The 13,513-nt window shown below is 70.6% G+C and carries 8 protein-coding genes; 7 read left to right on the forward strand and 1 reads right to left on the reverse strand.

Annotated elements, in window-relative coordinates; genetic code table 11:
- Positions 1-67 precede the first annotated feature (67 nt).
- The 7 genes from C8D87_RS03105 to C8D87_RS03135 all read left to right on the forward strand — a co-directional run bounded on the left by C8D87_RS03105 (position 68) and on the right by C8D87_RS03135 (position 12,467).
- Positions 68-3,298: a serine hydrolase gene (locus C8D87_RS03105; RefSeq protein ID WP_233441877.1), complete on the forward strand. Its 3,231-nt coding sequence runs from the start codon at positions 68-70 to the stop codon at positions 3,296-3,298.
- A 1-nt stretch (position 3,299) separates the two neighbouring features.
- Positions 3,300-4,364, forward strand: a complete 1,065-nt coding sequence (locus C8D87_RS03110) for a M20 family metallopeptidase (protein WP_112225455.1) — start codon at positions 3,300-3,302, stop codon at positions 4,362-4,364.
- Positions 4,361-5,113, forward strand: a complete 753-nt coding sequence (locus C8D87_RS03115; protein ID WP_112225456.1) for a GNAT family N-acetyltransferase — start codon at positions 4,361-4,363, stop codon at positions 5,111-5,113. The genes C8D87_RS03110 and C8D87_RS03115 overlap by 4 nt, the downstream gene beginning before the upstream one ends.
- Positions 5,110-6,207 (forward strand): o-succinylbenzoate synthase, encoded by a 1,098-nt coding sequence (gene menC, locus C8D87_RS03120; RefSeq protein WP_112225457.1) that lies wholly within the window; start codon positions 5,110-5,112, stop codon positions 6,205-6,207. Before C8D87_RS03115 ends, menC begins: the two co-directional genes overlap by 4 nt.
- 20 nt (positions 6,208-6,227) lie before the next feature.
- A complete protein-coding gene (locus C8D87_RS03125; RefSeq protein WP_112225458.1) occupies positions 6,228-7,820 on the forward strand; it encodes a PucR family transcriptional regulator in 1,593 nt (530 codons plus the stop codon).
- Between the two features lie 204 nt (positions 7,821-8,024).
- Positions 8,025-10,139 (forward strand): glycoside hydrolase family 27 protein, encoded by a 2,115-nt coding sequence (locus C8D87_RS03130; protein WP_112225459.1) that lies wholly within the window; start codon positions 8,025-8,027, stop codon positions 10,137-10,139.
- Between the two features lie 24 nt (positions 10,140-10,163).
- Positions 10,164-12,467: a glycoside hydrolase family 95 protein gene (locus C8D87_RS03135; RefSeq protein ID WP_112225460.1), complete on the forward strand. Its 2,304-nt coding sequence runs from the start codon at positions 10,164-10,166 to the stop codon at positions 12,465-12,467.
- Here C8D87_RS03135 and C8D87_RS03140 read toward each other — a convergent pair.
- On the reverse strand, positions 12,427-13,509 hold the full coding sequence (locus tag C8D87_RS03140) for a LacI family DNA-binding transcriptional regulator (protein WP_112226236.1): 1,083 nt from the start codon (positions 13,507-13,509) through the stop codon (positions 12,427-12,429). The two genes, C8D87_RS03135 and C8D87_RS03140, sit on opposite strands and share 41 nt — an antisense overlap.
- Between the last annotated feature and the right edge of the window lie 4 nt (positions 13,510-13,513).

Genomic DNA, 13,513 nt, shown 5'->3' on the forward strand with positions numbered 1-13,513 from the left:
GCGCCGGACCTAACGTTGGCATGATCGTGGAAGAGGGTGCGGCCGAACTGACGAGGGGACCCGGATCGTGACCACCATCGAAGACCTGTACGGCCACGCGCTGCCCGAGCAGCCCGCGGTGTCGCCGGACGGCACCGAGATCGTCTACGTCCTGCGCACCACCGACCGCGAGGGCGATCGCGACGTGCGCGCGCTGTGGCGAGTCTCCGGTGGCAGCACGAAACAGCTGACCAGAGGCACGTCCGACACGTCTCCCGCGTGGTCGCCGAACGGCAGCCGCATCGCGTTCCTGCGCGCCCAGGACGGGCCGGCGCAGGTGTGGCTGCTGCCCGCGCACGGCGGCGAGCCCGAGCAGCTGACGTCACTGCCGCTCGGCGCCGGCGCACCGGTGTGGAGCGCGGACGGCAAGCACCTCGCGTTCCCGGCGCCGGTCGACGTCGCGGACGCCTCTGCACCGGTCGTCGCGAGCCGGCTCGACTACAAGTCCGACGGCTCCGGCTTTCTCCGCGGCATCCGCACTCATCTGCACGTGCTCGACGTGGAAAGCCGTGAGGTCCGGCAGATCACCGACGGCGACTGGCACGCCGGTGCGCCCGCGTGGTCACCGGACGGCACCAGCCTCGCGTTCCCGGCGTCCCGTGACGAGGACGCCGACCTGACGTTCCGCGTGGCGGTGCACGTCGTCGAGGTCTCCGGACGTGCGGAACCGAAGCTGGCCGGGCTCGCCGAGGGCCAGGCCGCGACGGTCACGTGGACGGAGGACGGCCTGCTCGTCACCGGACGGACCACCGCCGGAGCCGGACACCTCAGCCTGCTGCACCTCTCGCTCGACGGCCAGGTGCGCGACCTGTCCGCACCGCTGGACCGCAACGTGATGCCCGGTGAGGCCGGCTACCCCGGCGGACCACCAGCGCTGAACGGAAACGCGGTGCTGTTCTGCGCTCGCGACCGCGGATGCACGCAGCTCTACTCGGTGGACCTCGGCGGCGGCACGCCTCAGCTCGTCGTCGGCGGAGATTCCCGAGTCGTCGCAGGGCTTTCGGTCGGCAGCGGGATCGCGGCGATCGTGCTCGGCACGCCGACCTCGTACGGTGAGGTCGCCACCGTCGACCTGACGACCGGCGAGCTGACCGTCCACACCGAACACAACAGGACCGATCTCTTCGTCCGCGAGGAGCGCGAGTTCACCATCTCCGACGGCACGGTCGTGCACGGCTGGCTGGTGCGCGACCCGTCCCGCACCGGTCCGCGACCGCTCCTGCTGGACGTCCACGGCGGCCCGCACAACGCGTGGAACGGCGCCGCCGACCCGGTGCACCTCTACCACCAGGTCCTCGCGCGGCAGGGCTGGACGATCCTGGTCCTCAACCCGCGCGGCAGCGACGGCTACGGCGAAGCCTTCTACACCGCCGCGATCGGCGCCTGGGGCAAGGCCGACGCCCGGGACCTCCTGGAGCCGATCGACCAGCTGGTGGCCGAGAACCTCGCCGACCCGGCGAAGCTCGCCGTCACCGGATACAGCTACGGCGGCTACCTGACCTGCTATCTGACCAGCCGCGACACCAGGTTCGCCGCGGCCGTCGCCGGTGGTGTGGTGAGCGACCTGAGCAGCATGGCGGGCACGTCCGACGGCGGGCGTTACCTGACCGAGCTGGAGCTGGGCGGTCCCGGTGAGCACATCGCCGAGCTCTCCCCGTTCACGCTCGTCGACGAGGTCCGCACGCCCACGCTGATCTATCACGGCGCGAGTGACGACCGGTGTCCCGCCGGTCAGGCCGAGCAGTGGTTCAGCGCGCTGCGCCAGAACGGTGTGCCGAGCAAGCTGGTGCTCTACCCCGGCGAGTCGCACCTGTTCATCCTCGACGGCAAGCCGTCGCACCGCGAGGACTTCAACCGCCGGGTCGTGGACTGGGTGCGCGAACACGCCGAGAAACGCGTCCCGCTCGACGCGAAGCACTGGCAGCGCAGGCTTTCCGCGCTCGCGAAGAAGCACGGCGTCCCCGGCGCGGCACTCGGCATCCTCCGGGACGACGAGATCGTCCAGGCGCACCACGGCGTGCTGAACACCGCGACCGGGGTTGAGGTCACCGACGACTCGATGTTCCAGATCGGCTCCATCAGCAAGGTGTGGACGACCACCGTCGTCATGCAGCTCGTCGACGAGGGACTGCTCGACCTCGACGCGCCGATCATCGACGTGCTGCCCGAGCTGAAGCTCACGGATCCCGTGGCGGAGCGGAAGGTGACGATGCGGCACCTGCTCACGCACACCAGTGGCATCGACGGCGACGTCTTCACCGACACCGGCCGCGGCGACGACTGCCTGGAGCGCTACACGGAGCTGCTCGCGGACGCCGCCCAGAACCACCCGCTCGGAGCCACGTTCTCCTACTGCAACTCGGGTTTCGCGCTGGCGGGCCGGGTGGTCGAGAAGCTCACCGGCCGGACGTGGGACGCGGCGGTGAGGGAGAGGCTCTTCGCACCGCTCGGCCTCACCCGCACCGGCACCCTGCCGGAGGAGGCACTGCTGCACCGCGCCGCCGTCGGTCACGTCACCGAGGACGGCAGGACCGAACCGGTGTCGGTGTGGGCGCTGCCGCGCTCGGTCGGCCCGGCCGGGACGATCTTCGCGACGGCCGCCGACGTGCTGGCGTTCGCGCGAATGCACCTCGGCGGCGGGATCACGCGGGACGGCACACGGGTGCTGACGGGGACGGCGGCCAAGGCGATGACCGAGAAGCAGACCGGCCTGCCCGACCCGAACGCGCTGGCCGACTCGTGGGGTCTCGGCTGGATCCGGTTCGGCTGGGACGGCCAGCGGCTGGTCGGCCACGACGGCAACACGATCGGCCAGTCCGCGTTCCTGCGGCTGTTGCCGGAGCAGGGCCTGGCGGTCACGTTGCTGACCAACGGCGGCCACACGCGCGAGCTGTACCTGGACCTGTACCGGGAGATCTTCGCCGAGCTGGCAGGTGTCGCCATGCCCCGTCCGCCGGAGCCCGCCGAGGCACCTCCCGCCGTGGACCACGCGCGGTACGCCGGCCGGTACGAGCGTGCTTCCGTGCGCTTCGACATCACCGAGGGCGAACACGGGCTGCGGCTGAAGACGACGGTGACGGGGTCGTTGGCCGGACTCCTCCCGGAGCCGCCGGAGGTCGACCTCGTGCCGATCGGCGACTCGACGTTCCTGTGCCGGGACTCCGAGGACGAGAGCTGGAGGTCCGTCGTGTTCTACGAGCTGCCCACCGGTGAGCGGTACGTGCACGCCGGTCTCCGCGCCACTCCGAAGGTGTCCTGACATGAACCTGCTCCACGACGTCGAACGGCTCGTGTCCTGCGAGTCGCCGTCCACCGACCTCGCGGCGGTCGCCCGCAGCGCGGACGTCACCGCCGAGGTGGGCTCCGCGCTGCTCGGCGCACCCGCGGAACGGATCGTGCTCGACGGTCACACGCATCTGCGGTGGCGGCTGGGTTCCGGGCCGCGCAGGGTGTTGCTGCTCGGCCACCACGACACGGTGTGGCCGATCGGGACCCTGGAACGGATTCCGTTCGAGGTGCGCGACGGCGTGCTGCGCGGGCCGGGCTGCTTCGACATGAAGACGGGACTCGCGATGATCTTCCACGCGGTGGCGGCACTGGGTTCTCCCGACGGCGTCACGGTTCTGGTCACCGGCGACGAGGAGATCGGATCGCCGTCGTCGCGCGGGCTGATCGAGGCCGAGGCACGGGAGCACCGGGCCGTGCTGGTCACCGAGGGATCGGCGGACGGCGGCGCGCTGAAGACCGAGCGCAAGGGCACGTCGATGTACGAGGTCACCTTGCACGGCCGGGCCGCGCACGCCGGTCTCGAACCCGAACGCGGTGTCAGCGCGACGATCGAAGCCGCGCACCAGGTCCTGGCCGTCGCGCGGCTGGCGGATCCCGCTGCCGGCACCACCGTTGTGCCGACCGTGCTTTCGGCGGGCACGACTGCGAACACCGTGCCCGCGCAAGGGAAGTTCATGGTCGACGTGCGCGTGCGGGACCTCGCCGAGCAACTTCGCGTGGACGAGGCGATGCGCGCGCTGCAGCCGGTGGTCGACGGGGCGAAGATCGAGGTGACCGGTGGCCCGAACCGCGCGCCGATGGAGCTCTCGGCCTCCGCGGGACTGTTCGCACTGGCGTCCAGGCTCCTTCCGGGGATCACCCAGGCCGCGGTCGGCGGTGCGTCCGACGGCAACTTCACCGCAGGCGTGGGGGTTCCGACGCTCGACGGACTTGGTGCCGTCGGTGGTGGCGCACACGCCGAGAGCGAGCACGTCCTGGTGTCCGAGCTCGTCCCGCGCACCACGCTGCTCACCGCACTCGTGAGGGAGCTGACATGATCATCCGGCAACTCTCCGAGCACAAAGAACTCCTTGCCGCGCAACGGTTGTACGAGTCGATCTGGCGTTCTGCCACTCCCCCGATGACCGCCGAGCTGATGCGCGCGCTGCTCAAGTCCGGCAACTACGTGGCCGGCGCCTTCGACGGCGAGGACCTCGTCGGTGCGTGCGCGGCGTTCTGCTCGCCACCCGCAGAGAGCTCGTTGCACAGCCACATCGCCGGGGTTGCGCCGGGCATGCGCGGACGCGACATCGGGTACGCGTTGAAGCTGGACCAGCGGGAGTGGGCACTGGCACGCGGGATCAAGACGATCACCTGGACGTTCGACCCGCTCGTGCGCCGCAACGCCCACTTCAACCTCGCCAAGCTCGGCGCGGACGCCACCGACTACGTGCCCGACCTGTACGGCCCCATGTCCGACGACATCAACAGCGGCGGGGAGAGCGATCGGCTCCTCGTCACCTGGGACCTGACAGCCAACCGGCCGCGCGGCGTCAGCGCGGCCGGCGTGGTCGGGCTGGGGATCTCCGCGGACGGCCTGCCGGTGCCGGGCACCACCGCGGGCCACACCGTGCTGGTCGCGGTGCCGCCGGACATCGAGACGGTGCGGGCCACGAACCCGGCCGCGGCGAACGAATGGCGTCACGCCGTGCGCGACGTGCTCGGCGGGCTGCTCGCCGCGGGCGCCCGCGTCACCGGGTTCGACAGGTCCGGGTGGTACGTCGTCGAAAGGAACGATGCGTCATGAAGCTCACCGGTGTGGAGCTCCGCTGGGTCGAGATGCCCTTGAAATCACCGTTCCGGACGTCGTTCGGCACGCAGACCGTGCGCTCGTTGCTGCTGCTGCGTGCCGTCACCGACGAGGGCGAGGGCTGGGGCGAGTGCGTCGCGATGGCCGACCCGGTCTATTCGCCGGAGTACACCGAGGGCAGCGCCGACGTGCTGCGCCGGTTCCTGGTCCCGGCTTTGACAGGACCTGTCGACGGGGTGTCGGTCGCTCCCCGGCTGGCCAGGTTCCACGGGCACCGGATGGCCAAGGGCGCGCTGGAGATGGCGGTGCTCGACGCCGAGCTGCGCGCGCGTGGGGTGTCGTTCGGCCGTGAGCTGGGCGCTGTCCGCGACCGCGTGCCGTGCGGGGTGTCGGTCGGGATCATGAACTCGATCCCGGAGCTGCTCGACGCCGTCGGCGGTCACGTCGACGAGGGGTACGCCCGGATCAAGCTGAAAATCGAACCGGGCTGGGACGTCGAGCCGGTGCGCGCGGTCCGCGAGCGGTTCGGCGACGTGCTGCTGCAGGTCGACGCGAACACCGCCTACACGCTCGCCGACGCCCGCCACCTCGCCCGGCTCGACCCGTTCGACCTGCTGCTGATCGAGCAGCCGCTGCCGGAGGAGGAGATCCTCGCCCACGCCGAGCTCGCGAAGATCGTGCGCACGCCGATCTGCCTGGACGAGTCGATCACCTCGGCCCGTTCCGCCGCCGACGCCATCAGGCTCGGCGCCTGCCAGGTCGTCAACATCAAGCCGGGCAGGGTCGGCGGCTACCTGGAGGCCCGCCGCATCCACGACGTCTGCGCGGCGCACGGCGTCGCGGTGTGGTGCGGTGGCATGCTCGAAACGGGCATCGGCCGTGCCGCGAACGTGGCGCTGGCGGCGTTGCCCGGCTGCACGCTGCCGGGTGACACCTCCGCGTCGGACCGCTACTACCAGGTGGACGTCACCGAGCCGTTCGTGCTCGACGAGGGCCACCTGACCGTGCCGACCGGACCGGGCCTCGGTGTGACGCCGTTGCCGGACGTGCTCGACGCCGTCACCGTGAAGACGGAGTGGATTCCTCTGTAGACGGTTGGCAGGGTGTCGGTATGAGTCCTCGAACAGGCCTCGCCCGTGTGCTGGACGACCTCGGCACCACGCTGATCGACCTGGTCCGTGGTGACCCGGACCGGGCGACGGACATCAGTGGCGTGGTGATCCACGACCCGCACGACGACCAGGTGCTGCCGCCATCCGCGCTGGTGCTCGGAGTCGGCGTGCGGGAACCGGCGGAGATCCTCGGCCTGTTGAGCGAGCACGGTGCCGCGGCGCTCGTCGTCCGAGGCCCGGTCGACCTGACCGAGGAGATCATCGAGGCCGTCGACCGGTCCGGCGTGGCGCTGCTCGGCCTCGCGCCGGGTGCGTCCTGGACGCAGCTCGCGGCCATGCTCCGGTCGCTGCTGGCCGAGGGCGAGGTGGACCCGTCCGGAACGCTCGGCGGGGTGCCGGCCGGTGACCTGTTCGCCCTGGCCAACGCCGTGGCGTCGCTGATCGGCGCCCCGGTGACGATCGAGGACCGCAGCTCGCGCGTGCTCGCGTTCTCGGGGCGCCAGGACGAGGCCGACTCGTCCCGCGTCGAGACGATCCTGGGCAGGCAGGTCCCCACGCGCTACTCGCAGGTGCTGGAGGCGCGCGGGGTCTTCCAGCAGCTCTACCGCAGCGACGAGCCCGTGTACGTCGACGGCCTGCCCGCCGACGACGGCAGCCTGTGCCTGCCCCGCGTCGCCGTGGCGGTCCGCGCGGGCGACGAGTTCCTCGGCTCGATCTGGGCCGCCGTTCGCTCGCCGCTGCCCGCCGACCGGTCGCAGGCGTTCCGCGACGCGGCCAAGCTCGTGGCGTTGCACCTGATGCGCCAGCGGGCGGGTGCCGACGTCGAGCGGCGGCTGCGGGCGGACCTCGTGTCCACCGCGGTGGAAGGCGGACCGGGTGCGGCCGAGGCGGTGCGCCGGCTGGGGCTGGCGGACCAGGCGTGCGTCGTGCTCGCCCTGGCGCTGACCCACCCGCACGGCGACGATCCCGCCGAGCACGCCCGCCTGCTCGCCGAACGGCAGCAGATCGCCGACGCGTTCGCGATGCACCTGACCGCGGTCCATCCGCGCGCCGCCGCCGCGTTGATCAATGACGTCGCCTACGCGATCCTGCCGGCGGAGTCGGAGGACCGGGCGCTGCGCATCGCCACGGACTTCCGCGGCCGCATCGGGAACCGTGTCGTCGTGGGGGTCGGTCCGGTGGCCGATGGCAGGTCGCTGTCCCGGTCTCGTGCGGGTGCCGACTTCGTGCTGCGGGTGTTGCGCGCCGGGCGGGCACCTCACTCGGTGGCGCGAGAGTCCGATGTGCACAGTGAGGGACTGCTGCTGGAACTGTCCGACCTGATCGCCTCGCGCGGTGACACGGTGAGCGGGCCCCTCGCGCGGCTGATCGAGTACGACCGCAAGCACAGCGCCTGCCTGGTCGAGACGCTCAGCGCGTGGCTGGACGCGTTCGGCGACGTGACGGCCGCGTCCGCCGCTGTCTTCGTGCACCCCAACACCTTTCGCTACCGGCTGCGGCGGCTGGCCGAGGTCGGCGAGATGGATCTCGGCGATCCCGGTGTGCGGTTCGCGGCGATGCTGCAGTTGCGGTTGTGGCGGCCGGACCGCTGAACGGGGCAATGCCAGCACACCTCGGATGACCTCGGCCCCTCCGCAGCGCATCACAGCGACTGCAGCCGTGCCTGAGGGACATAGATCGGACCACTGCTACCGTATGCCTGGGCGCAAGGACTACTAAACCTTATTTAGTATTTATTCTTGACTCGATCGGGCGGCCACCGCATGCTGTGGCCCTCGACGAGGAGAGGTACGGGTATGCCCAGAACCTTGCTGACCGTGGCCACCATCGCGCTCGCCCTGCTGGCGCCCACCGCCGCCGCGGCCGCCCCGCCCCCGATAGAACACGCTGGCGCCGACCAGGGCGCTCCCACCTACTACGACTCCGGCCTCGCCCGCACCCCGTACATGGGGTGGAACTCCTACTTCGCCGTGGGTGCGGCGTCTGAGGAGAAGGTGCTCGGGGTCGCCGACTTCCTCGTCAGCAGCGGGCTCGCCGAGGCCGGCTACGACATCGTGTGGATCGACGGCGGGTGGAACGCGAGCCCGCCGCGCAACGACCAGGGCAAGCTGCTGCCCGACCCCGTGCGGTTCCCGTCCGGGTTCACGAGCCTCGTGGACACGTTGCACGGCAAGGGTCTCCGTGCCGGCATCTACACCGACGCCGGTGCGTGGGACGGCAAGAACTGCGCGGCCGGCAGCGGTGGCGGCTACTACGAGGCGGACGCCAGGCAGTTCGCCGCGTGGGAGTTCGACGCCATCAAGATCGACTTCCTGTGCGGCATCGCGCAGAACATGGACCCGGCGGTCGCCTTCACGCAGTTCAGCGCCGCGGTGCAGAAGGCGGGGCGCAAGATGATCCTCAACCTCTGCAACCCCGTGACCGACGAGTGGAGCGTCCCGCACCGGTGGGACCAGACCGCTTACGTGGCCTACACCTACGGGCCGCGCGTGGGTGACTCGTGGCGCACGAGCACCGACGTCGCGTTCGGCACGCCGTACGAGGGCATCTGGCGTGACGTGTTGCGGAACATGGACCGGAATTTGTACCGGCCCGGCGCGCAGGGGCCCGGCCACTACAACGATCCCGACTACCTGATTCCGATGCGCAAGACGGAACAGGGGACGTACGAGCTCAACGAGGAGGAGTCGACCTCGCAGCTCGTCATGTGGTCGGTCATGGCCTCGCCGCTGATCATCGGGTCGGACCCGCGCACGCTGCCGCCGTCGATGATCGAGACGCTGAAGAACCCCGAGATCATCGCGGTCGACCAGGACCCGCTCGCCATCCAGGGTGTCCGGGTCGCGGGCGCGAACAACGTCGACGTGTACAGCAAGGTGTTGTCCGGCAAGGGTGAGCGCGCCGTCGCGGTGCTCAACCGCAACGACCAGCCGGCCGAGTTCACGGTGAGCTTCGCCGACGCCGGACTGAAGGGTGCCGTGCAGATCCGCGACCTGCGGGCCCGCGCCGATCGCGGCACGGCCACCGGGACGTACACCGTCACGGTTCCCGCGCACGGCACCGCGTTCCTCAAGCTGCGCGGCGAGACGGCTGTGCCCGGCACCGACCTCGGCGGCGACGTCTCCGCCAGCCCGGCGCTCGTGCGGCACGACGACCAGAACATGGCGGTGTTCGCGCGGGACAGGTCCGGACGGCTCCAGCAGCGTTCGATGACCGGCGGCACGTGGCGTGGCTGGGTCACGCTCGGCGGCCCGAAGAACGGCCGGATCCTCGGCCAGCCGTCCGCGTTCGCGAGCCCGGGTGGCCGGATCGACCTGTTCGTCCGCGGCACCGACAACGTTGCCTACCAACGGACCTACTCGGGTGGCCGATGGGGCGCCTGGATCTCGCTCGGCGGCACGCTGACCGACTCCGTGTCGGTGGCGTTCACCGGGCCGGACAGCTGGAGCCTCTTCGGCCGCGGTGCCGACGGTCGCGTGTGGACGCGCGACCAGAGCAGCGGCTGGACCTCCGTCGGCTCGCCCGGCAACCAGCAGATCTACGGCAGGCCGGGTGCCGCGACGGTGTCCGCCGGCACGTTCGTCACGGTCCGGCTGCAGGACGACTCCGCGTGGTACCGCAAGCGCACCGCCAACGGCTGGTCGGCGTGGACCTCGCTCGGCGGCGTGATCAGCGGCAGCCCGACGGCGCTGGCGAACGGCGACAGGGTCAACGTCTTCGTGCGCGGCAGCGACTACACGGTGTGGCAGCAGGATCTCGTCGACGGCGCGGGCACCTGGTGGTTCAAGCGCGACCAGTTCCCGAGCAACGCGCTCACCGGCGCGGCCGGTGCGGCCGCGGGTGCGGACGGGTCGTCGTGGGTCGCTGTTCGCGGCCCTGACAACGCCGTGCACGTCGCCCACCTGTCCTGACCCGCCTCTTCGAGGAGCACCACGATGACGACTCGTCGCGCCTTCCTGAAGGCCTCCGGCGCGCTGGGCCTGGGCGCACTCGTCCTGCCCGCCTTCACCGCCCACGCGGAACCCCGGCGGCCCACCTGGAATCCGCTCAACACCAACCCCACGACCCTCTGGTACCCCGCTCCCGCCGACGAGGCGATGATCATCGAGCAGGGTCTGCCGATCGGCAACGGGCGCCTCGGCGCGCTCGTCGGCGGCAGCGTCGAGAAGGACTTCCTGTACCTGACCGACGTGACGATGTGGACCGGAGAGCTCAACGACGCGCTCGACGGCGACGGCCAGTTCCCGTACGACCCGACGCACTTCGGCACGTTCTCGTTGCTGGCCAAGCTGTACGTCGAGATGCCGGCCCACGCGGGCGCCACCGGGTACCGCCGCGCACTCGACCTGAGCAACGGCATCGTCACCACCACGTACACCCACGGCGGCAAGCAGTACCGCCGTGAGGTCTACGCGAGCCACCCCGACGACGTGGTGATCGTCCGGCTCACCGGCCCGAGCCAGACCGGCACGATCACGCTGGCCGGCGCCCACGGCGAACCGTCCGTCGGCGACGCGCCGCACACCGCCGCCGTGTTCACCGGCTCGTTCCAGAACCGGTTGGCGTACAGCGGGGTCGTGACCGCCTACAGTCCTGATGGGACAGTCGCGGTCGACGGCGCGAAGCTCGCGTTCACCGGCTGTTCGGACCTGGTGATCGTGTTCTCCGGCGGCACGAACTACGTTCCGGACGCCTCGAAGGGCTTCCTCGACCCGTTCGTGGAACCCGCCGCCATCGCGCTGGGCAAGGCGGCCGTCCGCGCGTCCGGCAGCGCTCTGCTGCGCACCCACGTCGCCGACTACCGCAAGCGCTACGACCGGCAGAAGGTCGATCTGGGCCGGTCGACCGACGCCCAGCGCGCCATGGACACCTGGACCCGGCTCAGGGCGCGGGCGTCGAGCGGCACGCCGGACCCGGAGCTGGAGGCGAGCTACCTGCAGTTCGGCCGCTATCTCACGATCACGGGGTCGCGCGACAACCTGCCGATCAACCTGCAGGGCCTGTGGCTCGCGAACAACAACCCGGACTGGTACAGCGACTACCACTCCGACATCAACATCCAGATGAACTACTGGCTCGCGGACCGGGCCGCGCTGCCGGACAGCTTCGACGCGCTCGCCGACTACTGCCTCGCCCAGCTGCCGGCGTGGACGAACTCCACTCAGGCGTTGTTCCAGGACCCGCGCAACAGGTTCCGCAACACCAACAACCGCGTCGCCGGGTGGGCGATCGCCTTCTCCACCAACATCTACGGCGGCAGCGGCTGGTGGTGGCACCCCGGCGGCAACGCGTGGCTGTGCATGTCGCTGTTCGAGCACTACGAGTACACGCTCGACCGCGACTACCTGGCCAAGATCTACCCGTTGCTCAAGGGCGCCTGCGAGTTCTGGGAAGCCCGCCTGGTCGAGACCCCGCAGGGCCTGGTCGACGACCACGACTGGTCACCGGAGCACGGCCCGCAGGACGCACGCGGCCTCACCTACGCACAAGAGCTGGTGCACAACCTGTTCGGCAAGTACCGGATCGCGACCGACGTGCTGCGGCGCGACCAGTCCTACGGCCGCAGGATGTCGGCGTTGCGCGATCGCCTGTACCTGCCGGAGGTCAGTCAGAAGACCGGCATGCTGCAGGAGTGGATGTCACCGGACGACCTCGGCGAGACCACGCACCGGCACCTGTCACCGCTGGTCGGCTTCTTCCCCGGTGACCGAATCAACCACGACGACTCCCCCGCCGCACTGATCGAGGGCGTGAAGCAGCTGCTGATCACCCGCGGCATGGAGAGCTTCGGCTGGGGCCTCGCGTGGCGGGTGGCGTGCTGGGCGCGGCTGAAGGACGCCGACCGCGCCTACGAGTTGTTCCTGAAGGTGATCCGGCCGTCGATCAGCTTCTCGAACGGCACGGCGCCGAACTTCTTCGACATGTACAGCTTCGGCGACCGGTCGATCTTCCAGATCGACGCGAACCTCGGCGCGCCCGCCGCGATGCTGGAGATGCTGCTGTACGCGCGGCCCGGCGTGATCGAGCTGCTGCCGGCACTGCCGCCGGCGTGGAAGTCCGGCTCTGTCACCGGAATCGGCGCACGTGGCGGCTTCAGCGTCGACCTGGTGTGGCGGGACGGTGAGGTCACCAGCGTGACGGTGCGCAGCGTCGGCGGCACCGAGACCGAGGTGCGCGCCGGTCGGTGGTCGAAGCGGATCAAGCTGAGGAAGGGGCAGTCGGTGACGCTGCGGCCGTAGAGCCGCGGACCACCAGGGTGGTCGCGAGCTCGATGTGCAACGCCTCGGGCTCGTGACCGTCCAGCACCCGCATCAGCTGCGTGACCGCGATCCTCCCCATCTCCTGCAACGGTTGCCGCACGGTCGTCAACGGCGGATCCGTCGCCTCCGCGAGGTCGATGTCGTCGAAGCCCGCCACCGACACGTCTTCCGGCACCCGCAGCCCGCGTTCCCGCGCCGCCTGCAACGTGCCCACGGCGACCTTGTCGTTGAAGCACACGATCGCCGTCGGGCGGGGCGAGAGGTCCAGCAACTCCGCCGCGGCGCGCTTGCCCTGCGCGGTCGTGGGTTCGACGTGCCGCAACCGGTCCGCCGTCAGCAGAACGCCCGCTTTCGCCAGAGCGGCCCGGTGACCGGCCAGCCTCGCGTCGCCCGCCAGCCACTCCTCTGGCCCGGCGATCACGGCGATGTCGCGGTGGCCGAGGCCGATCAGGTGGTCCGCGACAGCCCGTGCCCCTGAGGAATGCGCGGCAGAAACCGCGGCGATGTCCGGTGGCGGCGGGGTGCGGGGATCGACCACGACGAACGGGAAGCCCGCCTGCGACAACGCGACCAGCTCGTCGCCCTCCTCCGGCGGCAGGATCAGGATCGCGGCGTCGACGTCGTCCTGGCCCGGCAGGCCGCGCAGCGCGCCGGTGTGTTGGCCGGACTCCCCCGCGTCCAGCAGCAGGCGCAGGCCGTGCAGCTTCAGCGTCTCCGCGATCGAGGAGACGATCAGGCCGAAGTAGTCGGTGAGCACGTACGGGCAGCGCACGTAGACGGTCCTCGTGGGCGTCTCCTGCTTTCGCCGTTCCACGGCCTGAAGGACCAGGTCACGGGTCCGCGGAGCCACGTTGACGTGGTCGTTGAGCACGCGGGAGACAGTCGCGACCGAGACGCCGGTCTCCGCAGCGATGTCTCGGAGGCTGGCGCGCTGTTTCACGTTCCCGATCTTGCGTTCCACCAGGTCAATGTACCGGAACTCGTCCACACCGTTGACCTGCGCCACGGCCGGGTGTTTCATCCTG

Source organism: Lentzea atacamensis (assembly GCF_003269295.1).
Classification (GTDB): domain Bacteria; phylum Actinomycetota; class Actinomycetes; order Mycobacteriales; family Pseudonocardiaceae; genus Lentzea; species Lentzea atacamensis.